The sequence below is a fragment of the Paractinoplanes tereljensis genome (genome assembly GCF_016862435.1).
GTDB classification, from domain to species: Bacteria; Actinomycetota; Actinomycetes; order Mycobacteriales; family Micromonosporaceae; genus Actinoplanes; species Actinoplanes tereljensis.
In genome coordinates, this window is the sequence record NZ_BOMY01000039.1 from 170,095 (window position 1) to 193,261 (window position 23,167).

Annotated in this window: 21 protein-coding genes; 14 read left to right on the forward strand and 7 right to left on the reverse strand. The window is 69.6% G+C overall.

Annotated features, from left to right (window positions below; translation table 11 throughout):
• The first annotated feature begins 43 nt into the window (after nucleotides 1-43).
• Nucleotides 44-3,064, forward strand: coding sequence for an ATP-binding protein (locus tag Ate02nite_RS30375; protein WP_203811271.1), 3,021 nt, complete (start codon nucleotides 44-46; stop codon nucleotides 3,062-3,064).
• Here Ate02nite_RS30375 and Ate02nite_RS30380 read toward each other — a convergent pair.
• Nucleotides 3,045-3,806: an ABC transporter permease gene (locus tag Ate02nite_RS30380; protein WP_203811272.1), complete on the reverse strand. Its 762-nt coding sequence runs from the start codon at nucleotides 3,804-3,806 to the stop codon at nucleotides 3,045-3,047. The two genes, Ate02nite_RS30375 and Ate02nite_RS30380, sit on opposite strands and share 20 nt — an antisense overlap.
• Nucleotides 3,803-4,762, reverse strand: coding sequence for an ATP-binding cassette domain-containing protein (locus tag Ate02nite_RS30385; protein WP_203811273.1), 960 nt, complete (start codon nucleotides 4,760-4,762; stop codon nucleotides 3,803-3,805). The genes Ate02nite_RS30380 and Ate02nite_RS30385 overlap by 4 nt, the downstream gene beginning before the upstream one ends.
• Nucleotides 4,763-5,042: 280 nt before the next feature.
• Between Ate02nite_RS30385 and Ate02nite_RS30390 the strand changes: the two genes are divergently transcribed.
• The 3 genes from Ate02nite_RS30390 to Ate02nite_RS30400 all read left to right on the forward strand — a co-directional run bounded on the left by Ate02nite_RS30390 (nucleotide 5,043) and on the right by Ate02nite_RS30400 (nucleotide 9,695).
• Complete coding sequence (locus tag Ate02nite_RS30390) at nucleotides 5,043-6,653, forward strand: methyl-accepting chemotaxis protein (protein ID WP_203811274.1); 1,611 nt, start codon at nucleotides 5,043-5,045, stop codon at nucleotides 6,651-6,653.
• A gap of 194 nt (nucleotides 6,654-6,847) precedes the next feature.
• Nucleotides 6,848-7,558, forward strand: a complete 711-nt coding sequence (locus Ate02nite_RS30395; RefSeq protein WP_203811275.1) for a hypothetical protein — start codon at nucleotides 6,848-6,850, stop codon at nucleotides 7,556-7,558.
• A 274-nt stretch (nucleotides 7,559-7,832) separates the two neighbouring features.
• On the forward strand, nucleotides 7,833-9,695 hold the full coding sequence (locus Ate02nite_RS30400) for a putative bifunctional diguanylate cyclase/phosphodiesterase (RefSeq protein ID WP_203811276.1): 1,863 nt from the start codon (nucleotides 7,833-7,835) through the stop codon (nucleotides 9,693-9,695).
• 28 nt (nucleotides 9,696-9,723) lie between these two features.
• On the opposite strand, the gene Ate02nite_RS30405 is transcribed toward Ate02nite_RS30400, so the two are convergent.
• Entirely contained in the window at nucleotides 9,724-10,257 is a 534-nt protein-coding gene (locus Ate02nite_RS30405; protein ID WP_203811277.1) for a DUF2231 domain-containing protein, read from the reverse strand.
• A 99-nt stretch (nucleotides 10,258-10,356) separates the two neighbouring features.
• On the opposite strand from Ate02nite_RS30405, the gene Ate02nite_RS30410 reads away from it, so the two are divergent.
• From Ate02nite_RS30410 to Ate02nite_RS30430, 5 genes are all read left to right on the forward strand, one after another.
• Nucleotides 10,357-11,013 carry a response regulator transcription factor gene (locus tag Ate02nite_RS30410; RefSeq protein ID WP_239147808.1) on the forward strand — a complete coding sequence of 219 codons (657 nt, stop codon included), beginning with the start codon at nucleotides 10,357-10,359 and terminating at the stop codon, nucleotides 11,011-11,013.
• Nucleotides 11,010-12,233: a sensor histidine kinase gene (locus Ate02nite_RS30415; RefSeq protein WP_203811278.1), complete on the forward strand. Its 1,224-nt coding sequence runs from the start codon at nucleotides 11,010-11,012 to the stop codon at nucleotides 12,231-12,233. Before Ate02nite_RS30410 ends, Ate02nite_RS30415 begins: the two co-directional genes overlap by 4 nt.
• An 83-nt stretch (nucleotides 12,234-12,316) precedes the next feature.
• A complete protein-coding gene (locus Ate02nite_RS30420; protein ID WP_203811279.1) occupies nucleotides 12,317-13,729 on the forward strand; it encodes a ferredoxin reductase family protein in 1,413 nt (470 codons plus the stop codon).
• A 17-nt stretch (nucleotides 13,730-13,746) separates the two neighbouring features.
• Nucleotides 13,747-14,232: an FMN-binding protein gene (locus Ate02nite_RS30425; RefSeq protein ID WP_203811280.1), complete on the forward strand. Its 486-nt coding sequence runs from the start codon at nucleotides 13,747-13,749 to the stop codon at nucleotides 14,230-14,232.
• The gene (locus Ate02nite_RS30430; protein WP_203811281.1) at nucleotides 14,229-15,023 is read left to right on the forward strand and encodes an FAD:protein FMN transferase; all 795 of its coding nucleotides are present in this window, start codon (nucleotides 14,229-14,231) and stop codon (nucleotides 15,021-15,023) included. Before Ate02nite_RS30425 ends, Ate02nite_RS30430 begins: the two co-directional genes overlap by 4 nt.
• Before the next feature lie 302 nt (nucleotides 15,024-15,325).
• Here the strand turns inward: Ate02nite_RS30430 and Ate02nite_RS30435 are convergent, their stop codons facing one another.
• From Ate02nite_RS30435 to Ate02nite_RS30450, 4 genes are all read right to left on the reverse strand, one after another.
• Entirely contained in the window at nucleotides 15,326-16,051 is a 726-nt protein-coding gene (locus Ate02nite_RS30435; protein ID WP_203811282.1) for a hypothetical protein, read from the reverse strand.
• Between the two features lie 50 nt (nucleotides 16,052-16,101).
• The gene (locus tag Ate02nite_RS30440; RefSeq protein WP_203811283.1) at nucleotides 16,102-17,085 is read right to left on the reverse strand and encodes an Acg family FMN-binding oxidoreductase; all 984 of its coding nucleotides are present in this window, start codon (nucleotides 17,083-17,085) and stop codon (nucleotides 16,102-16,104) included.
• Between the two features lie 20 nt (nucleotides 17,086-17,105).
• The gene (locus Ate02nite_RS30445; RefSeq protein ID WP_203811284.1) at nucleotides 17,106-17,396 is read right to left on the reverse strand and encodes a hypothetical protein; all 291 of its coding nucleotides are present in this window, start codon (nucleotides 17,394-17,396) and stop codon (nucleotides 17,106-17,108) included.
• 99 nt (nucleotides 17,397-17,495) lie between these two features.
• Nucleotides 17,496-19,235 carry a sensor histidine kinase gene (locus tag Ate02nite_RS30450; protein ID WP_203811285.1) on the reverse strand — a complete coding sequence of 580 codons (1,740 nt, stop codon included), beginning with the start codon at nucleotides 19,233-19,235 and terminating at the stop codon, nucleotides 17,496-17,498.
• Nucleotides 19,236-19,442: 207 nt separating this feature from the next.
• Here Ate02nite_RS30450 and Ate02nite_RS30455 point away from each other — a divergent pair, with 207 nt between their 5' ends.
• From Ate02nite_RS30455 to Ate02nite_RS30475, 5 genes are all read left to right on the forward strand, one after another.
• Nucleotides 19,443-19,835, forward strand: coding sequence for a helix-turn-helix domain-containing protein (locus Ate02nite_RS30455; RefSeq protein WP_203811286.1), 393 nt, complete (start codon nucleotides 19,443-19,445; stop codon nucleotides 19,833-19,835).
• A 68-nt stretch (nucleotides 19,836-19,903) separates the two neighbouring features.
• Nucleotides 19,904-20,281: a VOC family protein gene (locus tag Ate02nite_RS30460; RefSeq protein WP_203811287.1), complete on the forward strand. Its 378-nt coding sequence runs from the start codon at nucleotides 19,904-19,906 to the stop codon at nucleotides 20,279-20,281.
• Between the two features lie 341 nt (nucleotides 20,282-20,622).
• Nucleotides 20,623-21,183 (forward strand): universal stress protein, encoded by a 561-nt coding sequence (locus Ate02nite_RS30465; protein ID WP_203811288.1) that lies wholly within the window; start codon nucleotides 20,623-20,625, stop codon nucleotides 21,181-21,183.
• Nucleotide 21,184: 1 nt separating this feature from the next.
• Nucleotides 21,185-22,039: a universal stress protein gene (locus Ate02nite_RS30470; protein ID WP_203811289.1), complete on the forward strand. Its 855-nt coding sequence runs from the start codon at nucleotides 21,185-21,187 to the stop codon at nucleotides 22,037-22,039.
• Between the two features lie 300 nt (nucleotides 22,040-22,339).
• Complete coding sequence (locus Ate02nite_RS30475) at nucleotides 22,340-23,044, forward strand: VIT1/CCC1 transporter family protein (RefSeq protein WP_203811290.1); 705 nt, start codon at nucleotides 22,340-22,342, stop codon at nucleotides 23,042-23,044.
• The last annotated feature ends 123 nt before the right edge of the window (nucleotides 23,045-23,167 follow it).

Below are 23,167 nucleotides of genomic sequence, written 5' to 3' on the forward strand. Positions count from 1 at the left end.
GCCGTGGTCATTCCCTGCCGCACGCCTCACTACACTCACCCGGGTGACCGTCGAGCTGGTCCTGCTGTCCCGAGTTGCCTACCGCGGCCGGGAGATCACCGGCACCGGGCTGCGGGAGTTGCTCGCGCTGCTGGCCGGTGACCTGCGCTCCGGGTGTAGCACCGCCCGGCTGATCGACGGCCTCTGGCCGGAGCAGCAACCGGAGCACCCGGCCAAGGCCCTGCAGACACTGGTTTCCCGGGTGCGCGCGATGCTCGGCCCGGACGTGCTGGTCAGCACGCCGGCCGGTTACCGCCTGGCGCTGGGCGCGGAGCAGGTCGACGCCGGCGCCGTGCCAATCCTGCTGTCCACGAGCGAACGGGCCGCGCTCGCCGGGGACCACGCGTCGGCGCTGCGGGCGGCCGAGGCCGGGCTGGCGCTCTGCGACGGGGTCACGGACGATCCGCCCGGCGGCCCGTTGTCGGCGCTGCGGGCCGAGATCGGGCCGGCCCGCATCGCCCTGATCCGGGTCCGGGCGCTGGCGCTGTCCCGGCTGGCCCGGCCGGCCGAGGCGATCAAGCCGCTGACCGAACTGGCCGGGCAGCATCCCCGGGACGAGGAGGTGCTGGCCGAGCTGCTGCGCTGTACGGCCGCTCTGGCCGGCCCGGCCGCCGCGCTGACCAGGTACGCCATCTACCGGCAGCAGCTACGGGACGAGTTGGGCAGCGACCCCGGGCCGGCGTTGCGAGCCGTGCACCGCGAACTGTTGCTCAGCGACGCACCGGCCGTGCGGCACGGGGTGCGCCAGGAACCCAACCAGATGCTGGGGCGCGACCGGGACGTCGCCGCGGTGACCGCACTGCTGGGCACCTCCCGAGTGACCTCGATCGTGGGCCCGGGCGGACTGGGCAAGACCCGGCTCGCCCACGCGGTCGCCCGGGACGCGCCGCAGCGGGTGGTCCACTTCGTCGGCCTGGCCGGGGTCACCACCGGCGACGTGACGGGTGAGGTCGCGTCGGCGCTCGGCGTGCGGGAGGCCCCGGGCCGGGCCGCCCAGCGCTCCGGACCGCTCGCCGGCATCCTCGACGCGCTCGGTCCGGGCCCCGCGCTGCTGGTGCTCGACAACTGCGAACACGTCATCGACGCGGCGGCCGAGCTGGTGCGGTCGCTCGTGTCGGCTGGACCGGAACTGCGCGTCCTTACCACCGGCCGCGCCCCGCTGCGCCTCTGGTCGGAGTCGGTCTACCCGTTGCCGGCGCTGGATCCGGCGACGACGGCCGAGCTGTTCGGCCGGCGGGCGCGGGCGATCCGCCCCGACGTCGAACTGCCCGAGGCGGTGGTACGGAAACTGTGCGACCGGCTCGACGGCCTGCCGCTCGCGGTCGAGTTGGCCGCGGCACGCATGTCGATGATGTCCGTCGACGAGGTGGCCCGCCGGCTGGACGACCGGTTCGACCTGCTGCGGGCGCACACCCGGGACTCTCCCCCGCGGCACCGGACGCTGCACGCCGTCATCGACTGGAGCTGGCACCTGCTGGACCCGGCAGCGCAGGAGGCGATGCGCGCCCTGTCGGTGTTCCCCGGCACGTTCTCGGCGGCGGCCGCGCGTCACCTGCTGGGCTCCGAGGCCGTGCTGGAGCAGCTGGTCGAACAGTCGCTGCTGCAGGTCGTCGCGTCCGGCACCCGGTTCCGGATGCTGGAGACGGTCCGGGAGTTCAGTGCCGCCCGGCGGCCCGGCTGGGTGGTCGACGGCTTTCTGGGCTGGGCGCGGGACTTCGCGGCGGACTGGGCGGAGTCGGACCTGGCCGCCGGGCCACCGGCCGTGGCCGCGATCCGGGCCGAGCAGGACAACCTGCTCCAGGCGCTGCGCTACGGCCTGGACCGGGCCGACGGCGAGACCGTCGCCTCGACCGCCGCGCTGCTGGGCAGCCTCTGGATCACCGAGTCGAACTTCACCCGCCTCGCCGGGCTGGCCGCCGACACCGGCTGGGTCCTGTCCCATTTCCGGCCGGGCCCGGCCTTCGTCGAGGCCACCCGCACCGCCGCGGTGTTCAATGCCCTGGCCGGGTTCGTCATGCCGGACCTCAGCCCGCTGCGCTCCCTGGCCACCCTGCGCCGGCTGCCACCGGCCGCACCGGACACCCCGATCCGGGCCGTCCAGCTGGCTCTGTGCGCCCCGAACGCCACCGCACTGCACCGGATGGCGGACAGTGCCGAGCCGCTGCCGGCCTGCGTCGCGAATTACGTGCTCAGCTACCAGTGGGAGCACGTCAACGAGCCGGACCGGGCGCTGTCCGCGGCCCGGCAGATGCTCGTCCGGCTCGGCGACGACCAGCTGCTGCTGCGCGCCCTGGCCCACGGCCGGATCGGCGAGCTGTCCCTGCAGAACGATCCGGGTGAGCCGGCCTTCCGCCACCTGAGCGCGGCCCTGGAGCTCACCACCCGCCTCGGCTGGTCCACCGCGACCCGCGGACGGTGGGCGCTCGCGCTGGCCGACGTGCAGCGCGGGGCGTACGACGAGGCCGAACGGGAACTGGCCGGGGCCGATCAGGGCAGCCCCGACGACCTGACCGGCCTGGAACGGTTCGCGATCGGCGCCCGCGCCCAGATCGCCCTGGGCCGCGGCGACGTCGAGGGTGGTCTGCGCCTCTGGCGGCAGGCGGCCGGCCTCCGGGAGCCGTCCGGCCCCGGGTTCTGGCCGTTCGAGGTCGAAGCGGTCACCGTGATCGCGCACGCCCGGCACGGCCGGGTCGACCTGGTCGAGGACGTCGTGGCCACACTGCCGGGCCTGCTCGCGGCGACCGCGCCGGGCATCCCGGTGCCGGAGTTCCCGGTCTGCGGCACCCTGCTGCTGGCATTGGCCCTGACCGACATCGAGCACGGCGCGACCGCGACGGGCGCCGGCCGGATCGCCCTCGCGCAGCGGTTCGGCGTACTCCGCGGATTTCAGCCCGACCTCTCCCCCGCCCGGGTCCGCGAGCTCGCCGAGAAGGCCGACCGACCGGCGTACGAGAAAGCGGTCGCCTCGTACGCCGGCCTCGACCACGACGGGCTGCGCGCCGCGGTCAGCTCGGATCGCGCCTGAACAGGGCTCGCGCCCACAGATAGCCGGCCAAGGCCAGGACCGCACACCAGGCGACCGCAACCAGCCCGTGCTCGACCGGCGTGCCCAGCAGCAGATCGCGCAATGTGTCGATGACCGGGGTGAACGGCTCGTGGGTGGCGAACCAGCGGACCGGCGCCGACATCGACTCCGGCGGCACGAACGCGCTGGACAGGAACGGCAGCAACTGCACCACAAAGGTGAACGGGGCGGTGCCCTCGGCGGTCTTCGCGGCCAGGCCCACCGCGACCCCCAGCCAGGTGAGAGCCAGCGTCAACAGCGTCAGCAGGCCGGCCGCGGCCAGCCAGCGGCCCGGCCCGGCGGCCGGCCGGAACCCCAGCGCCACCGCAACCCCGACAACCAAAATCGCACTGATGATCGTACGGGCGGTGGAGCCGATCACCTGGCCGGTCAGCACCGAGGCGCGGGAGATCGCCATCACCCGGAACCGGGCGATGATGCCGCTCGTGATGTCCCGGTTCACCGCCAGCGCGGTGGTGGTGGCGCCGTACCCGACGGTCATCAGCAGGATGCCCGGCACCAGGTAGTCGATGTATTCGAAACCGCCCGGCGTCGGGCGGACGCCCTCGTTCAGCGCGCCGCCGAACACCCCGACGAAGATCAGCAGCAGGAACACCGGCAGGGCGATGGTCATCACCACCGTGCTCGGGTTGCGCCGGGTGTGCCGGACGTTGCGGCGCAGCATGGTCAGGGCGTCGCTCATCGGACCGCCTCATCGGTCGCGGCCGGGCGGCCGGTCAGCGCGAAGAAGACATCGTCGAGGTCCGGGGTGTGTACCGAGAGCTCGTCGACCTCGATCCCGGCCTGCTCCAACCGGCCCAGCAGCGCGCGGAGGGCGGGAACGCGGCCGTCGCCCGGCACCTGCAGGGTCAACGCCTCGTCGTCGCGGGACGCTCCGGGGAGCGTGCGGGCGGCCGCGTCCAGCCCGGCCAGGTCGGCGAACCGCAGCCGGACGTGTCCACCCGGGAGGCCGCTCTTGAGTTCCGCCGCCGTACCGGACGCCACCACCCGGCCGTGATCGAGCACGGCGATCCGGTCGGCCAGTTCGTCCGCCTCGTCCAAGTACTGCGTGGTCAGGAAGATGGTGACCCCGCCCGCCACCAGGTCGCGGATGATCTGCCACATCGTGCGGCGACTGCGCGGATCAAGCCCGGTGGTCGGCTCATCCAGGAAGATCACCCGCGGGTCGCCGACCAGCGTCATCGCCAGGTCCAGCCGCCGCCGCATCCCACCGGAGTAGGCCGAAGCCGGCTTCCCGGCCGCCGCCGTCAGCTCGAACCGCTCGAGCAACTCGCCGGCCCGCCGGCGGCCGGTGGCCCGGTCGAGGTGGTTCAGGTCGGCCATCAACGCCAGGTTCTCCGCCCCGGTAAGGAGGTCGTCCACCGCCGAGAACTGCCCGGTGACTCCGATTGACGCCCGGACCGCGTCCGGCTCGGTGACCACGTCGTGCCCCGCCACCCGGACCTGCCCACTGTCAAAACCGATCAGCGTCGACAGGATCCGCACGGCCGTGGTCTTGCCCGCCCCGTTCGGCCCCAGCAGCGAAAACGTCGTCCCGGCCGGAACGTCCAGGTCGATGCCATCGAGCACCACCAGATCACCGAACGACTTGCGCAGCCCAGTCACCGCGATCCCCGAACCCGCGGAAACGCCGGTCATGTCCGCCCCTCTCCCGCCGTGACCACCGTGGCCACGCGTCGAGGAGAGCCTGCGACCGGCCGGCTTCAGGGCGGCTTCAGGACGGTGTCACGGCTACGCCGAGCGGCCGAGCACCGCAGCGGCCTCGGTCGAGGCTTGTGTTCGCTCCAACTCGCGTTGTCGCGAAAGCACCTCGTTTCGGTGTCGCTACTCCCATAGTGAAAGTGGTGTGATCGGCTGCGAGGCGTCGAGGGGAAGAGTCAGGGTGGCGGATTCATGGTCAGCGGCATTGCCTCCGTTGATGGTCGAGGAGAAGGCGAAGGGCAACTGGTTCGGTAATTTGCGCGTCGGCGTCAAGATCACTGCCGCGGTGGCGGTGGCGGTGATCGCCGGACTCGTCGTGGCGGTGCTCGGCCTGGTCGGGATGAGCGTCGCGAACGGCAACGCCAACGACATCTATCAGGAGAACCTGATCCCGTCCGGCGCTTTGGCCAGTGCGCAGGGTTCGTTCGACGACGAGATCTTCGGGCTGAGCATGATGAGCATCGCCACCTCGGCCACGGACACCCAGAAGTCCCGCACGGAGGCTCTCGCGGCGGCCGACCTGGTCGTGGCCGGGGTGAAGAGTTACGCCGATCTGGGCCTGGATCAGCCGCAGGAAGCACCGATCGCCTCGCTGAACTCGGCCCTGACCGCGTTCGACAAGGTCCGCGACGAGCAGCTGATCCCGGCGGCGACAAAGAGTGACAACGACGCCTTCGCCGCGGCCTACGCCACCAGCGCGGCCCCGCTCGTCGACCAGGTCAATACCGCGTTCGACACGCTTACCGCGTTCGAGCAGTCCAGCGCCGCCCAGGCCGCCGACAACACCACCGCCTCCTACCACACCAACCGCCTACTGATGATGATCAGCCTGGTGGTCGGGGTGCTGATCTCCGCCCTGCTCGGCACCATCACCGTCCGGCGCATCACCCGCCCGCTCGGCGAGGTCAACGCGACGCTCGCCCGCGTCGCCGACGGCGACCTCACCGGCACGGTCGCGGTGCGCTCGCGGGACGAGGTGGGCAACATGGCCGGATCGCTGAACCGGGCCACCTCCGGGATGCGCGGCACCATTCAGGCGCTCGGCACCGCCTCGCACTCCCTGGCCGCGGCCGCCGAGGAAATGTCCGCCTCCAGCACCCAGATCGCCGGGACCGCCGAGGAGGCCAGCGCCCAGGCGGCTACCGTCGCCAGCGCGGCCGAGGAGATCCGCCGCAACGTCGACACCGTGTCGGCCGGCTCCGAACAGATGGGCGCCTCCATCCGGGAGATCGCCGAGAACGCCAACCAGGCCGCCGAGGTGGCCGGCCAGGCGGTGAGCATGGCCGAGAGCACCAACCAGACCGTCTCCAAGCTGGGCGACTCCTCGGCCGAGATCGGCAACGTCATCAAGCTGATCACCGCGATCGCCGAGCAGACCAACCTGCTCGCCCTGAACGCCACGATCGAAGCCGCTCGGGCCGGCGAGTTGGGCAAGGGTTTCGCCGTGGTCGCCTCCGAGGTCAAGGACCTCGCCCAGGAAACCGCCCGGGCCACCGAGGACATCAGCACCCGAGTCTCGGCGATCCAGGCCGACACCGGCACCGCGATCACCGCGATCGGCGAGATCAGCGAGGTGATCGCGAAGATCAGCGACTATCAGACCACGATCGCCGCGGCGGTCGAGGAGCAGACCGCCACGACCGGTGAGATGAACCGCGGGGTCGCCGAAGCGGCGTCCGGGGTCAGTGAGGTCGCCACCGGTGTCGATGCGCTGGCTGCCACCACCCGGCTGACCACCGAGAGCGTCGGGGAAACCCAGCGCGCGGCCGAAGAGCTCGCCCGCATGTCCGGTGAGCTGCAAACCATGGTCGGCCGATTCCGGGTCTGAACCATGGCTCAGTCCGCGATCTCACCGGACACGGGTAGCCCGGACGGAGGCGACCAGGCCGAGCGCACGCCGCCAATAGACCCCCGCAATGGAACACGCCTCCACGAACAGACTTGTGTCCGACCGAGGTACGAAGGTTGAGTGAGACCGAGGAGGTAACAGCAGCACCATTTGCCGGGAGGAGTTGAGCACCGATGATCGCCGTCACCCGGCTGGGTGCCGGATTGTCCCTGGCCACGGCACTGGCCGGGCTCGTGGCCGTCGCCACCAGCGTGACCACACCGCCCCGCTCCGGGGCATTCTGCACCGCCGGCTGCGTGACCTATCCGTACACCGACGTGGCCGCCTTCGTACCTCGCGACTACTGGTGGCTCTATCCGCAATCGTTTTTCGTGCTCCTGGCCCTGGTACTGATGCTGTGTCTGCACGCAACGGTGCCACTCGCGGTGCGAACGTTCAGCAGCATCGCGGTTACCCTCGCCGGCATGGCCGCAACGACGTTGCTCGCCGACTACATCATCCAACTGACAGTGCTACAGCCCAGCCTGCACCGCGGCGAGACCACCGGCCTGTCGCTCTTCTCGCAGTACAACCCGCACGGCGTGTTCATCGCCCTGGAAAACCTGGGCTATCTGCTGCTCGGACTGGCGCTGGCGGCCGTCGCCGCGGCGTTCAACGCGCCGATCCTGCTCGAGCGCGGATTGCGATGGGTGTTCCTCGCCGGTGGCGTGCTGACCACGGCTGCGCTACCCATCCTCGGCGTCCTCTACGGCAGCGATCTGGGGTACCGCTACGAGGTAGTCGCCATCATGCTCACCTGGATCACGCTGATCACCAGCGGCATCCTGCTCGCGCGGTGGTTCGGCAGGGCCGCACTTGGACAGGGCATATCCGCCGTGACGTAGTCCTGGTTCACAGCCATTCCTTGAATCCTTCTTTCTCAAACGGGACCGGTACGGGGCTACGCCGACGAGGATTGACGGGAGAGACGAGCGCCAGGAAGGGCACGACCTGGCGCCGCCATCTGCACCCGCTCCGCTACTGCGATGTCCGCATGTGTGGACCAAAGCAACCGATTCTCGGGTTATGGACTCGTGTCTCCGGAGTGCCGGGCGAACGGAGGTTGTTTTGTCGGCAACCAGCTACCGATCGCGTCGCCGGGGACAACGCTTGGTGACAGTGCTGCTCGCGGTGATGTTTTTCGGGCTGTCGGGATATGCCGGTGTGGCGAGCCTGCATCAGGCCGCGCTGGTCCGCTCCGTGGCCGAGGCCGGCAGCGACACCGACGCGTACCAGGAGGCCGCCTATCAGGTGACCCACGAGATGGCACTGCTCCAGGCCGCGATGCGGGAACCGGACGGTGAGGAACGCCGACAGCTGAGAGCGGCGAACGCCCAGGCCGATGCGGCGATGCAGCGAATGGCAGCGGTAGACGCTGAGCATCACCTTTCTGCCTTGGCCCTGGCCGATCAGCATCATCGGCTCGCCCCGATCCTCGCTGGATTCCTCGCCCAACTCGACCGCGACGACACCGGTGCCGCATTCACCACGCTGGAGGTACTGCTCGAGCCCGAGTACCAAGAAATGATCACGCAGATGGCCCAGGAGAAGGACGTACATCTGGCCGAGTACGACCGGCAGCAGAGCGACGCGAAACGTGAGTCGGAGAGATCAGCTCTGGCCGTGGTGATCGTGTTCGTGCTCGGCCTGCTGGTGCTCGCCGGGATTCGCCTCATCGGCCTGGCGCACCGCCGGCAGGTCGAGACGATGGCGGCTACCGACCCGTTGACCGGCCTACCCAACCGCAACGCATTTGCGGCACGTACGGAGCGGGCGTTGATCCGCGGACCAGACGTAACCGTCCTGGTGTTGAACATCGACGGCTTCCGGGACGTCAACGAACAACTCGGCCAGCGTATCGGCGACCTGATTCTGGCTGAGGCCGGCCGCCGGATCAGTTCACAAGTACGTGGCGACGACGTGGTGGCCCGGCTCGGCGGCGACGAATTCGCCGTGCTTCTCGCCGACGACAGCCCGGCCGCGGGCGAGAGCCTCGCCACCCGGTTGTCGGACGAATTCGCCCGTTCGTTCGACGTGGACGAGGTAGTCATCGACCTCGAGGTGAGCATCGGCGCGGCAGTCTCCGAGCCCGGTGACGATGCCACCACCGTGCTGCGGCACGCCGATGCAGCGATGCACGTCGCCAAGCAGGCACACGGCGGATTCCACACCTACCGCGAAGAGTCTCGTCAGGACACGGTGGCGCGCCTGGCGCTGCTCGGTGACCTGCGTCGCGCTCTGGACGACCCTGGCCAGCTCACTCTTCACTACCAGCCCCAGGTCTCGGTGGCCAGCGGAAAGCTGATCGGGGTCGAAGCCCTCGCCCGCTGGCAGCACCCGACGCGAGGTTCGGTCTCGCCGGCCGAGTTCATCCCCGTCCTCGAGGTCTCCAGCCTCATGCACCGTTTCACCACGCAGATGCTCACCAAAGCACTACGACAGGCACGGAACTGGCTGGACGCCGGACACAAGATCACCATGTCGGTCAACATCTCCACCCGCAGCCTGCTCGATGCGACCTTCCCCGGACGGGTAGCGGACCTGCTCACGGAGACCGGTGTACCGGGCCCGCAGTTGTGCATCGAGGTGACCGAATATGCTCTGATGAACGACCCGGACGCCGCAATCCAGTCGCTGCAACGGCTTCGAGACCTGGGCGTCAAGGTGTCGATCGACGACTACGGCACCGGATACTCCTCGATGGCCTATCTGAAGGTGCTGCCGGTCGACGAACTCAAGATCGACCGTTCCTTCGTCAAGGACATCGCCGGCGACGACAGCAGCCGGGCACTGGTCGCCTCCACCGTCGAACTCGGTCACAGCCTCGGCCTGGAAGTAGTGGCCGAGGGCGTCGAGGACGGGGAGTCGGTGGCCGCATTGCAATTGATCGGCTGTGACATCGCCCAGGGCTATCATTTCGCCCGGCCTCTTCCGGCCGAGGAACTGACTGCCCGGATGGCGAGCACTCTGCAAACCAACTGACCGGCCAGCTGCGAAGGTCGCCCAATGATCAGTTGCCTGGAGCGTGGGAGCCGAGGTCACTCGATGTGGTGCTGAAGTTGCCGGTCCACGCTGCCTTTGATCCCGAGTCGCCGATGCGATACGTGCCGTAGACCCCGGCGGCCGCGACCACGCCGGCGACCAGGGCAACCACCACGCTCACGGGCACGGAGCGGGGTGCCAGTAAGGTGCGGCGGTTCGGCGACGCATCCGTAGTGGCGGCAGCCTCACGCTGCCGCCACCAAATGACAAGAGCCAGCGCGGCGATCGGGATCGCGTAGAAGATCGCGGTGTCGCCGAGTTCCGCGTGTTCATGCACCAGGTCGGTGTCAGGTACCCGGCGCTCCAGCCACTCTCCGGCACTGGTTGCCAGCGGCACCAAGGCGACCACGCAGAGGGCAAGAATGGCGTTAGGCCCGGCCAGTCGACGCCGGGCAGCCGGCCATGCTGCGGTCAGCACGAGCAACAGCGCGCTCAGCGGGAGCAGGACGACGACGGCGTGTACGAGCAGGATGTGCGCGGGTAGTCCGTTGACGGTGAACATCTGAACCCCTGTGATCGGGTGGTCAAGGCCGGTTGGCAACGATCAGCGTAGGGACGGCTTTCTTTGAGTTTTCCGATATAACCGGAGCAGGCTGGATGCGTGGACACGGCGAGCACTACCCGCATCCTCGTGGTGGAGGACGACCGCGAGCTGGGCGAACTCCTCCTGCGCCTGTTCCGTGGCGCGGGATACGCCGCTGATCTGGCGCGCGACGGGCAGGCCGGGCTGCACCGGGCGCTGACCCGCCACTACGACGTCCTGGTAGTAGATCGAGGCCTACCGGCGATCGAGGGTCTGGACCTGCTGGCCCGATTGCGCCGCAGCGATGTGCGGGCACCGGCCCTGATCCTGACCGCGCTCGGCACCACCGCGGACCGGGTCGCAGGCCTGGACGGGGGTGCCGAGGACTATGTCGTCAAACCGTTCGAGGTGACGGAGTTGCTGGCCCGGATCCGGGTGCTCCTACGCCGCCCGTCCGGCCGGTCGGCCACGCTGCCGATCGGGGCGGCCGAGTTCGACCTTGTCACGCGCCGGGTCGCGGATGTCACGCTGTCCGGCCGGGAGGCCGACCTGTTGCGCATGCTGGCGGAAGGCCCGGACCGGGTGTTCAGCCGAACCGAGATCGTCGATCGGGTCTTTCCCGACGCCGCATCCGAGACCCTTGTCGACACCTACGTCCACTACTTGCGGCGCAAGCTCGGACCGGGCGTGGTGAGCACGGTGCGCGGGGTCGGCTACCGGCTGGGCACGCTGTGACCGGCAACGACCCGGACCTGCTCCTTCTACGCCGGGCACGCCGCCATCTCGCGGCGCAGAATGTTCTGGCGTTCGCGCTGATCCTGCTACTGGTCGCGGCAGTGGTGGCATATGTGGACGCACGCGGGCAACGTGCGGCCTTGGCGAGCTCGCTGAAACGCACGGCGGCCACCGAGGAGGACGTGGTCGACCCGCCGGGCGGGACCTGGATCTTCACCGTGAACGCGGATGGTCAGCTGTCGTCGACCAGAAATGCGCCGGATGGCTTCCCGGACCGTTCCGCGCTCGATCGGGTCCGGGCCGGTGGTGCCACCGAGACCGCTGCCGTGGACGTCGACGGCACGAACTACCTGGTCGTCACACGGATGCGCGGCACCCGTGCGGTGCAGGTCGTGGGTAGCCTGGCTCGGGAGGAGGGTGAGCGGCACCGCCTTCTGGCTGCTCTCGGCCTGGCCGCGCTGCTCGGTCTGGCCGCCGCGGCCGCTGCGGCGGTGGTGCTGGCCCGGCGGGCCACTGCACCGCTCGGCGATGCCCTGGCCCGGCAGCGACGGTTTGTCGCGGACGCCAGCCACGAGTTACGCACCCCGGTCACGCAGTTGCACACTCGCGTCCAACTCCTGGATCAGGACCTACGAGCCGGCGTGCCGCCGGATCGCATGACGGTGGATGTGCAGCAGTTGCTGATCGGTACCCGTCAGCTCGGTGAGGTGATCGAGGACCTTTTGCTGTCCACCCAGCCGGCGACCGATACCGGCTCGGCCCCTGAGGTCGATCTGGGTGTCGTGGCCGCCGGCGCGGTGGCGGCCTTCGCATGGCGCGCCCGGGACCAGGGCGTCGAACTCGTACTGGACCCGGACCCGGATGGGCCGTCGCTCGTCCGCGGCCGGGAGGCAGCGCTGCGCCGGGTGCTGACCGCCTTGGTCGACAACGCGCTGAGCCACACGGGTGCGGGTGGTCGCGTGACCATCGAACTGCGCACCAGGGACGGCGACCGGCCGATATCGGTGACGGTGCGTGACGACGGCGACGGAATCGATCCGGCCGACGCGGAGCGCATCTTCGAACGGTTCGCCCGTGGCCATGGCGATCAACGTCGCTTCGGGCTCGGGCTGGCGTTGGCACGCGAGGTCGTCGCGGGGCACGGCGGCACCATCGAGGCCTCCGGAGCTCTCGGACGTGGAGCCGAGTTCACTGTCCGGCTGCCGGGAAGCCCGTCATGATCGGGCGAGACTCATGGCGAACTCAAAGCCAGTCCATAGGAAGCGGACCTCGCGTTCTCAGCGACGCGGTCGATGGTAGGACCATGACCGTAAGCACGACCCCGTCCGTCGCACGACCCACCGTGGTGGCGGCCGGCACTCCCCGCCGGACCCCACGTTGGTGGGCTGACGTGGGTGGCGTGGCTGCTGGTCTGAGCCTCCTCGTCGTGACCGCCTTGTGGGTGAGCAACGGCGGTGTCCAGCAGATCGCCGGCGGTGGAGCCGACGCGATCTCCGCGTCCGGCCGACTGACCGGGCTGTGGGCCTCCGACCTGCTACTGCTCCAGGTGTTACTGATGGCCCGCATCCCCCTGGTCGAGCGCGCCTTCGGCCAGGACCGGCTGGCCCGCTGGCACCGCTGGTCCGGTTTCACGTCCTTCTGGCTGATGATCACGCACATCGTGCTGATCACTCTCGGCTACGCGGGTGCCACGCACGCCAACGCGTTCGCCGAATTGTGGGACATGATCTGGACGTACCCGGGGATGCTGCTGGCGACCGCCGGTACGGCGGCGCTGCTCATGGTGGTGATGACCTCGATCCGGATGGCACGGCGCCGCCTGCGTTACGAATCCTGGCACCTGCTTCACCTGTACGCGTACCTGGGCGCCGGCCTGGCTCTGCCGCACCAGCTGTGGACCGGGACGGACTTCATCGCCTCGGCCGCATCAACCGTGTACTGGTGGAGTCTCTACGCCGTGTCGGCCGGCGCGGTCCTGACGTATCGGATCGCGATACCCGCCTGGCGCAGCTGGCGGCACCGGCTGGTGGTCAGCCATATCACCGCTGAAGGCCCGGGCCTGACTTCGGTCTACCTGAGCGGGCACCGCCTCGACCGGCTGCCGGTTCGGGCCGGACAGTTCTTCCAATGGCGGTTCCTGGACGGGTACGGGTGGAGCCGAGCCCACCCGTACTCACTGTCGGCAACTCCGCATGGGCAGATGCTGCGGATCACCGTGAAGGATCTCGGTGACGGAAGCGCACGGGTCGCCTCTCTGCGGCCCGGCACCAGGGCGCTCATCGAGGGGCCTTACGGCAAACTCAGCGGTGAGGTGTACCGCGGTGGTCCGGTCGTGTTGCTGGCCTGCGGGATCGGCATCACGCCACTGCTGGCCCTACTCGGTGACCTGCCGTACTCGCCCGGCCAAGCCACGCTCGTCTACCGGGCGCGCGGCGAGTCCGACATCGCTTTCCGCGACGAGCTCGAATGGTTCGCCGCGAACCGTGGCGTACGCCGGGTGTTTCTCTTCGGCAAGCGGGCGGAACGGCCGTCCTGGTTGCCGGCGGAGTATGCCGACTACGCCGATGCCGACGCCCTGCGCCGGGTCGCGCCCCAGATCGCGATTTCCGACGTCTACATCTGCGGCCCCGATGCTTGGGCCGAAGCTGCCCGCACCGCGGCCCGAGCGGCGGGGACACCGGCCGATCAGGTGCACACCGAACTGTTCTCCTGGTGAGGAAAGGCCGTACGACAATGCGACGCATCACTCTCTGGCTCTTCTCCACCGTTGCCGCGCTGGTTCTGCTCTTCAGTTACCGCACAAGTACCAACAGCGGCCAGGTGTCCGCGGCCACGACGCCCATGACCAGCCCCGCCACCACGCCCACGACCAGCCCTACCTCGCCGGCGAGCACCTCGCCGAGCGCGAGCGCCTCCAGCAGTTCTGGCGGGTCGAGCGGGACGAAGACCTATACCGGTTCGGCAGCCTCCACCCGGTGGGGTGATGTCCAGGTATCGATCACCGTCACCGACGGCAAAATCACCGATGTGCAGGTGCCGGTCTATCCCAGCGAGAACGGCCGGGATCAGGAGATCAACGCCTATGCGCTGCCGATGCTCGTCCAGGAGACACTGGACGCGCAGAGCGCGAAAATCGACACCGTCTCCGGCGCCACCGTCACCAGCGACGGTTACCTCCAGTCGCTGCAGTCAGCTCTCGACGCCGCCCACCTGTCATGACAGCCACCACGCTCGCACAGCGCGCCTGGGTCGAGCAGATCATGGGCCTGCCGGTCAGCATCCATCTGCGCGGTCCCGATCTCACGAGCGAACCGGTTGCGGCGGCCGTGGCGGCGGCCTTCGCCGAACTGCGGCACATCGACGCCGTACTGAGCCCGTACCGCAACGACAGTGATCTGTCCCGGTGGGAGCGCCGCGAACTCAAGCTGGATTCGGCCGACCCGACGCTGGCCGAGGTCGTGTCTCTGTGCGAGGAAGCGATACGGCGCACCGACGGATGGTTCGATCCACGGGGTCTTCCCGACCCACGAACCGGCGAGCCCCGATACGACCCGTCCGGTCTGGTCAAGGGCTGGGCGGTGGAACGTGCCGCCCAGCACCTGGCCGCCCTGGCCGGTTACTCCTGGTGCTTCAACGCCGGAGGTGACGTGCTGGTGCACGCCCCGGCCGCCAGGCCGCGGTGGCGGATCGGTATCGAGCATCCGTTCGACCCGACCCGGATCATGCGCGTCCTTGAGCTGCGCTCCGGCGCCGTCGCTACCTCGGGAAGCACCCATCGCGGATTCCACATCCTCGACCCGCGCACCCGTCGACCCGCGTCGGCCGTCCGGGCGATCTCGGTCACCGGCCCGACCCTGCTCTGGGCCGACGTGTACGCCACCGCGGCAGCTGCTCGTGGTGGCGGTGCTCTGCCTTGGATCCAGAGTCTGCCCGGCTACGACGCGCTCGCCGTCCTACCGTCCGGCTTGGTACGCACCACCAATGGATGGCCGGCGGCCGGCCCGTTGTGATTGCCGTCGGCCGGCTGCGCGTTCTCGCCCGCACCTGACCCGCTCCCAGCGTCCCTGCCGATCGGCCATCCAGCGCATACCGGTCCGGCCGGTGCTCTGCCGCCCGGCCGGTATGCCGATCCGGCGACGCAAGACCGCTTCGACCGGCTCAACGCCCGCGGCCGGCTCGGCCGGGCCGAGGCGGTGAAGGCCTGGAGTTCCCGCTGACCGTCAATCGGCCGAGGTGATCGTCATGAGTACGCCGGCGCCGGGATTGCGGAAGTCGCCGGCCGGGTGTCGTCCCCGCCGGCGGGCAACATCGATCAATCGCTGGTCCGTGTCGCCACGACCGTTCCGTTGTTGAACGGGTTCGCGTCGCTCAACACGGAGCCGACCGCCGTGGCGCCACTGACCTCGATGGCCAGGGTGCTGCTGGAAACCGTCGCGGGCCGGCGGAACGCGAACGTGTACCGGGCGCTGCTGCTCGCCGCCGGCGGCGCGACGCCCACCGTGAAACCGGACTCCGACGGCGAGGTAATGATCGGCGGCCACGCCGAGCCCGCCCGCTCGAGCCCATCGCCCGGGTAGAAGTGCAGCCGAATCTGCCGGGGTGACGTCCCCCAGTCGTGCCGGACGGTGACGGTCACCGTGCCGTCGCCACCGACGCGGGCGCTGTTGTCCTGGATGTCGCGGATCTCCCCGGTCGTGGCGACCACCTGGCCGATCGTGACGATGCGGCCGGCGGAGTCGCGGTCGAACGCGACAACTTGCTTGCTGCCGCCCTCGACCGTGCAGAAGAACTCGGCGACGGTCTCCTTCGCGCCATCCCGGTCAAGGTCACCATAGACCGCGCCCAACAGGACGATTTTCGTCCCGGTCGGCGGTTTCCCCGACTCCGACGACACCGGCGCGGAGATCTGCACTGCACCGTCGCGGAAGTGCAGCCGTCCGGACGGACCCTGCACGTTGTCGGCGGGCCAGGCCGGGATGATCAGAGCGGAGTTCTTCAGCGTCTCCAGGGAAATCCGCCCATCAGGCGCTCTCGTCACGGGAGATGGCCCACTCCCCGGTGGTAAGTGCCGGATGTCGCCACTGAACCCTACGAATGGCCCCGATGCCGGGTGGCTTGCAACCGCAGGACGTCGGCGACCGGCCGCCGGGGCGTGGCCAGGGCTGGATCCGCGTATCCGATCCGCAGGAGCATCTGGACGTGCAGCCCCGACGAGGGCGCGAGCAACCGGCTTCGCAGGGCGGGGATCTCGACCGGCTGGCTGATCGGCATGGTGGCCAAGTAGTGCGATGTCGCGGTGAGCAGGACCCGCTGCAGGGCCTGGCCGGCCCGGACCCAATCCGGCCAGTGGTCGCCGTTGGTCGCCAGGATCAGGATGCTCGGATCCGGCTCGAACTTCACGTTGCGGCGCGGCAACTTCGTCAGCTCGGCGAAGTCACGGAGTGGCACCGCCGCCGCCCGGCCCGGGCCGGCCGCCCACAGCGGGACACCGTCGTGGTCATTGCCGGTCCACCGGGCCAGTTCCGGCAGATAGCCGGGGTGGTGATGCAGCAGGCGGTCGGCCGATCGGGCCATCGTGAGGATCGCCTTGCGGGCCGGTGGATGCGCCACGGCGAGGAAGGCGCCCTCCCGCTGGGCGGCTTTCCTCAGGTCGTCGAGGACATCGTCCGGCACCGGTACCCGAGCGAACGGGTGCCGATTGGTGTGCCGCCGCTCGATGGCCTCGGCGAGCGCGGTCACCGCCGGGCTGGGTACCGCGGGGTGGCCGACGGTCACGCGAGCCACCAGATCTCCCTGCTCCGGCTCCGGGAAAAGGTGGAGATCGGAGCGGAACCCGGCCTGCCGGATCGCCAGGCGCAGGTTGAGAAGAGCCGCGCCGACGCTGATCAACAGCTCCCGGCCGCTCGGATCCAGCACCAGTAGCCGGCGGCTGGGATCGGCGTAGACGTCGACCTCCATGCCGCGAATGCCGAATTGCCACGGCTGGCTGTTGTGCAGTGAGGGAGCGGCGGTCGCCAGGCGTACGCATTCGGTCAGAGCCCGGCGCAGCGGCCGTTCCGCAGTCCTGGTCATCACCCGTGCCTCCCGCACGCTCAGGCCGGTGACCCGGCGTCGGGCGGAACGGTCAGCGGGTGCCGCTCGTCGTCTCGGGCCGCGATGCCCTCCATCGCCCGCGTGTACTGGCCCCGGCTGATCAGACCGGAACTGAGCCGGGACACGAGCACGCCCTCGAGACTCTCCGGTTCTGTCCCGCCGGCTGATGCGGCCTTCGGCGAGGCTTTCGCCGACTTTCCGGCTTCTCCGCGAGACTTGTCGATGATCGGCCAAACGGCGAACGCAGCGATCATCAGGACCACCGACCAGAACAGCAACAAGAACAACATCGTCTTCACCTCCTGACGCCATGTTCTTGCGCGGAGGTCCTGATCGACAGGGCCCTATGGCCCTGCGTCCCGGGTCGTGCGCTACTTCAGGCCGGTCGGTCAACCGATCGGGACGCACCACTTCATGCAGGTCCCGGACGGTGTGTTGCCGGTGAGGGCGAACGTGCCGCCGCGGCGTTCGGCCCGGTCGCGAAGGTTCGCCGTGCCGCTGCTGCGGGCGGCGCCACCGAGTCCCACGCCGTTGTCGCAGATCCGCACCGTGATCAGCGTGCCGTCCGGCCGGGTATCGACCGCGAGATCGATGTCGGCTCGGCTGGCGCGGGCGTGCCGGGCGACGTTGCTGAGACTCTCCCGCAGGACGGCGATCACGTCGTCGCTGAGGCCGCCCGCATCACCGGAATCGGCCAGGAGGGTGTCGACGGGTCCGCTGAAGCGCAGCGCCGGAGTGAATCCCAGCGTCTCAGCGGCCTCGGTGACCAGATCGAGGATGCGCGCCCGCATCCCCTGGGGCGTCAGGGCCGCGGTCTTCTGGATGGCAAAGATCGTGGTACGGATCTGCGCGATGGTGTCGTCGAGATCGTCGATCACTCCGGCGATACGAGGGATCGCCGGGTGGTTGCCCATGCGGGCGGTGATGCCTTGCAACACCAGCCCGGCCCCGAAGAGCCGCTGAATGATGTGGTCATGCAGATCGGCGGCGATACGATCACGCTCGTTCATGATCGTGATCCGTTCGCGTTCCACGCGGGACTCGGCCAGTTCGAGCGCGACGGACGCCTGGTTCGCGAAGGCAGCCGCCATCTGCAGATCTTCGGGCTGGAACGGCGGACGGCCGGGCAGCCGCGCGACCGTAAGCACTCCCCGGGTCTGGTCCGATCCGATCAACGGAGCGACCAGCACCGGCCCGACATCGACACTGCCGGTAAGAACGGTGGGCGGGAGGCCGTGCCGATCGTGCGCGTCGTCGAGCCGAAGCGCCTCCCCGGTGGAGAACACGCGTCCACACAGCGTGTCGCTGATGTCGCTGCGCAGACCGATCAGACTTTCCGCAGCCCCGGCGGTGGCCGGAGCACCGAATGCGGTCTCGACGGCCAGCGACTCTCGCGCGTCGGCGGGCAGGAGAACGGCGACGAAATCAGCGTCGGCGAGCCGGTAGGCGTGCTCGGCGATCGACGCCAACGGCGAGGAATCGCTGGTCGGGCTGAGCATGTCGCGGGTGATGGTGGCGGTGGCCGCCAGCCAATCGCCGCGTCGCCGGCTGGACTCGTAGTGCCGAGCGTTGTTGATCACCACTGCGGCCGACGCGGCGAGCGCCACGGCAAGCTCCTCGTCGTCGCTGCTGAAGCTGCCGTTGTGGCTGTCGGTGAAGTAGAGATTGCCGAAGACCTCGTCCCGGATGCGGATCGGCACCCCCAGGAAGCTCGTCATCGGTGGATGCCCTGGCGGGAAGCCCGCGGAGAGCACGTGATCGGCGAGGTCGCCGAGCCGGATCGGACGTGGGTCGTGGATGAGCGCGCCGAGAAGGCCCTTGCCCCGAGGCAGCGGACCGATCATGGCGACAGCTTCGGCGGCCATGCCCGTGTGGATGAACTCGGCAAGCCCGCCGTGCCCATCCAGAATGCCGAGCGCGGCATAGCGAGCCCCGACCAGCTCACGCGCGGACACGATGAGGCGCTCGAGGAGTGGACGAAGTTCGATGTCGGTGAGCAATGCCTGATTTGCTCGGAGCAGCCCGCGCAGGCGTCCCTGGGTGGCCATGACCTCCTGCGCACGCCCGACGAGCTGGCTCAGGAGCTGATCGAGCTCCAGGCGAGGCAGGTCGGGGAAGGCGAGTTCCACGTCGGTCCGCTCGGTGCTGCTGTTCTCGTCACCGGAAGTCATGCGGGCCTCCGCGAGTGGGCAGGGATGCAACGGGTGTTGCACGCAACCCCCGTTGCAGGCTTCCACTCCGGCCTTAAGGCCGCAAGACCCTGTTGCGACGGCCGTTTGGTGCCATAGGTATTGCGGTACTGCTGGGATGACGCCCACGAGCGGAAGAGCGCAGACATGACCGATCGCCCCGTTTCCGGCGGCCACTTGGAGGAGCGGTCCGCCGAGGCCCGGGCCGCGCTCGCCGAACTGGTGACCGCACTGGACAAAAGCATGGAAGAGCTGCGGGTTGCTCGCCGTCGCGCCGTCGAGCTCAGTGAGCAGCATGACGCCGGACGGAGCTGGACAGCCATGGTCGCCGCCGAGTCGGGTCCGTTGATCGTCGAGCGCATCACGGTCACGCTCGACACGCTCTCGAGGAGCGGCAGCCGGTGGCGACGTGCTCAGGCACTCGTGCTGCACGCCGAAGGAGTCAGCATCAACCGGATCGCCGCACTGTTCCGGGTGACCCGGCAGCGGATCTCCGCCCTGATCAACGGCGGGACACGGACAGTCGGCGCCGGCCGCTGAGCTGTCATCCGGCCCATCTCGACCCGACGTGTGCTCGAGCACTTGGTGCTGTGGCAGCATCGGTCGGCATGATCGGCCGCATCCACCATGTCGTCCTGGACTGCGCAGACCCGTACGCGCTCGCGCAGTTCTACTCGCAGTTACTCGGTGACCCGATCACCTACGAGAGCACTGACTGGGTCGTCGTCTCGACCAGCAGCCAAGCCTCCGGCCTGGCATTCCAGCTGGCGCCGAACCACAAGCCACCGACCTGGCCGAGCCCCGCAGTTCCGCAGCAGAGCCATCTCGACATCATGGTCGAGGACGTCGCCGCGGCTACCCCACGGGTGCTGTCGCTTGGAGCGACCCATCTCGAACGCGACGTGTTCGCCGACCCGGCCGGCCACACCTTCTGCCTCATCCGCCGTCCCGGCTGGGCCGACCCGATCCCCGATACCCACGGCTGACGTCCCAGGCCAGCGCGTCGAGCACGGCCACCGCGTCATCCGCCATGTCCGCGAGTCGATAGCCGGGCCGCCGCCCAGTCCTTGCGTGAATCGGCCACCGCACGCCCGGACGCGCGGGCGCCGCTGTCCGACGCCGGCATCGTCAGCTACGCCGTTACCGTCCCATTGGCCACCGTCGCCGCGATGTTCCCGCGCGATGGGACCTTCGGCCCTCTTCCGCGGGACCTTGCGCTCTGCCCTCGGACATCGACGATCGCAACGATCGACGAAGGATCGTCAGGGGAGGAAAGTCATGAACACCAGAACCGTCATCGTGGCGACCGACGGCACCGACGACAGTAATGAGGCCGTCGCGTGGGCGGCCCGCGAGTCTGCTGCTCGGCTCGGTCAGTCAGCGACTGGCGACGCATGCCACCTGCCCGGTGGTCGTCGTGCGCGGTGAATCCGGCAGTGACGGCCGACCCGTGACGGCCGGTGTGGACGATTCGCCATCAGCCGAGGCCGTACTCACGGAGGCCTTCGAGGCAGCCCGCAGCCGCGGAGTACCGGTGGGGATCGTGCACTCGTACCTGCCGCCGATTCCGCTCTGGCTGACGCCCGCCGTCAACCCGGGCGACGTCGCGACACCGGAGACCGATGCCTACGAACGCGATCGGCTCGAGGAGCGACTCGCGCCGTGGCGCGGCAAATACCGGGACGTGCCCGTCGAGGTCGTGGTGACCCACGAGAGCATCGCCGCCGCCCTGGTCGAGGCGTCCCGCCGTGCTCAGCTGGTCGTGGTCGGCAGCCGTGGTCACGGCGCGGTGACCGGCGCGCTGCTCGGCTCGACCGGGCTTCAGCTGCTGCACCACGCCCACTGCCCCGTTCTCATCAGCCGGCACGCCGTCGAATCAGGAGCCTGAGATGAACGCCCGAAAGATTATTGTCGGCTACGACCGTTCGGCACCCGCTAAGGCCGCGGCCCGGTGGGCACTCGACGAGGCCGCCCGCACCGGCGCTCTGGTCGAGTTCTTCTTCGCCTACGAATGGCCGGCCTGGGCGCCGGCCACCGCGACCGGCGCCGCTCCCGCTGTCCAGCCGGCCGGCGAGATCGATCGCGCCATCCGGGGAATGCTCGACGAGGCAGTAATCAATGCCCGGCACAGCCATCCCTCGGTCCGCACCACGGTTTCGATCGTGAACGACGGGGCGGCGGCCACGCTCATCGACCGATCACGCGAGGCGAGCCTTGTCGTGCTCGGCAGCCACGGCCACAGCGCCGTCATCGGCCTGCTCGGCTCGGTCAGCGTCGCCGTCAGCGCGTCCGCACACTGCCCCGTCGTCGTGGTCCGCGGCGAGCCGGCCGACGGCGCCCCGGTCGTGGTCGGCGTCGACGGCTCGGCCTCGGGACAGGCGGCTCTCGCATTCGCCACCGGCGAGGCCGTGGCGCGGCACGTCTCGCTGCAGGTGGTCCGCGCCTGGGCGCCGGTGATCGACCCGAGGATCGGCGCGCCCGAGGTCGGCGACGCCGAGATGCACTCGTTCGACGAACTCGTCACCGAGTGGCGGCAGAAGCACCCCGGCCTTGAGATCACCGCAGATGGTCTGCTTCAGCATCCGGCCGCGGCCCTGACCGAGCGCAGCGCTGACGCGCAGCTGCTGGTGGTCGGCACTCGCGGCCGTGGCCCGGTCCGCGGCCTGCTGCTCGGCTCCGTCAGCCAGCACCTGCTGCGCCACGCCACCTGCACCGTGGCCGTGGTCCACGACACCCACGGTTGAGTACGAATTGTTTCGCGCGATCGGTGGTTGTTCCCCTTCCCCAGGCAAAGGCGGAGCTGTTCCGCACGCTCGGTCACCCCTACCGCCATCCACCACGCTCGCCACCTGCACCACCAAGCCGCCGGCACGCCTGCTCCGACGCAGCGGGAAGCCGTCCCCTCGCCCCATCCCGAGGGCCGGCCGGGAGTCTGCACCGCCCCCGCTGACGAGCTGGCTATGACAGGCCGAGGTCCTCTGCCCAGAGCTGAGGAACAGGAACAAGATGAAAATCATGCAGACCAGGTACGAGGCCACGGGCTCATGACCCATCCCGACGAACCGCACTCCGCCGCGGTGGCCGGGCGGCTGAACTGGCTCCGTGCCGGGGTGCTGGGCGCCAACGACGGCATCGTCTCGACCGCGGGCCTCGTCGTCGGGGTGGCCGGTGCGACGCTGGCCACCAGCCCCATCGCCACTGCCGGAGTCGCTGGTCTGGTCGCCGGCGCGGTCTCCATGGCCCTGGGCGAATACGTCTCGGTGAGCAGTCAGCGCGACACCGAGCGCGCCCTGCTGGCCAAGGAACGCGCCGAGCTGGCCGAGTTTCCCGACCAGGAGTTCGATGAGTTGACGGCGTTGTACGCGGCCAAAGGGCTGACCGAGGCCACGGCCCGCCGGGTAGCGGAGGAGCTGACCGCCAAGGACGCCTTCGCGGCCCACGCCGACGTCGAGCTGCGGATCGACCCCGACGCGCTGACCAACCCCTGGCACGCTGCCGGCGCCTCGGCGCTCGCCTTCACCGGCGGCTCGCTTCTCCCGCTGATCGCGATTCTCGTGCCACCGCCGCAGGCCCGAGTAATGGTCACCTTCGCGGTGGTAATCATGGCCCTCGCGCTGACCGGTGCGGTCAGCGCCAAACTCGGTTCGGCCGGCGTCGGGCGGGCGGTCGCGCGACTGGTCGGCGGCGGTGCCCTCGCCATGGCTGTCACCTTCGGCGTCGGCCAGTTGGTCGGCGCCAGTGTGGGCTGACACCTGCCGCCGCTGCGTCGGCGTCCGATGACGACACAGGCCTTTCGACCCTGACTCACCGGACCTATCGCTCATAGCGTGAAGGGTGAGCAAGCAATGAGCTAGGCGTCCAGGAGAGGAAAG

Excerpts from the sequence above, each read along its gene's own strand:
- Ate02nite_RS30380 (WP_203811272.1), bottom strand. The coding sequence starts at position 3,806 with ATGAGCGACGCCCTGACCATGCTGCGCCGCAACGTCCGGCACACCCGG.
- Ate02nite_RS30385 (WP_203811273.1), bottom strand. The coding sequence starts at position 4,762 with ATGACCGGCGTTTCCGCGGGTTCGGGGATCGCGGTGACTGGGCTGCGC.
- Ate02nite_RS30390 (WP_203811274.1), top strand. The coding sequence starts at position 5,043 with ATGGTCGAGGAGAAGGCGAAGGGCAACTGGTTCGGTAATTTGCGCGTC.
- Ate02nite_RS30395 (WP_203811275.1), top strand. The coding sequence starts at position 6,848 with ATGATCGCCGTCACCCGGCTGGGTGCCGGATTGTCCCTGGCCACGGCA.
- Ate02nite_RS30405 (WP_203811277.1), bottom strand. The coding sequence starts at position 10,257 with ATGTTCACCGTCAACGGACTACCCGCGCACATCCTGCTCGTACACGCC.
- Ate02nite_RS30420 (WP_203811279.1), top strand. The coding sequence starts at position 12,317 with ATGACCGTAAGCACGACCCCGTCCGTCGCACGACCCACCGTGGTGGCG.
- Ate02nite_RS30425 (WP_203811280.1), top strand. The coding sequence starts at position 13,747 with ATGCGACGCATCACTCTCTGGCTCTTCTCCACCGTTGCCGCGCTGGTT.
- Ate02nite_RS30430 (WP_203811281.1), top strand. The coding sequence starts at position 14,229 with ATGACAGCCACCACGCTCGCACAGCGCGCCTGGGTCGAGCAGATCATG.
- Ate02nite_RS30440 (WP_203811283.1), bottom strand. The coding sequence starts at position 17,085 with ATGACCAGGACTGCGGAACGGCCGCTGCGCCGGGCTCTGACCGAATGC.
- Ate02nite_RS30445 (WP_203811284.1), bottom strand. The coding sequence starts at position 17,396 with ATGTTGTTCTTGTTGCTGTTCTGGTCGGTGGTCCTGATGATCGCTGCG.
- Ate02nite_RS30455 (WP_203811286.1), top strand. The coding sequence starts at position 19,443 with ATGACCGATCGCCCCGTTTCCGGCGGCCACTTGGAGGAGCGGTCCGCC.
- Ate02nite_RS30460 (WP_203811287.1), top strand. The coding sequence starts at position 19,904 with ATGATCGGCCGCATCCACCATGTCGTCCTGGACTGCGCAGACCCGTAC.
- Ate02nite_RS30465 (WP_203811288.1), top strand. The coding sequence starts at position 20,623 with ATGAGGCCGTCGCGTGGGCGGCCCGCGAGTCTGCTGCTCGGCTCGGTC.
- Ate02nite_RS30470 (WP_203811289.1), top strand. The coding sequence starts at position 21,185 with ATGAACGCCCGAAAGATTATTGTCGGCTACGACCGTTCGGCACCCGCT.
- Ate02nite_RS30475 (WP_203811290.1), top strand. The coding sequence starts at position 22,340 with ATGACCCATCCCGACGAACCGCACTCCGCCGCGGTGGCCGGGCGGCTG.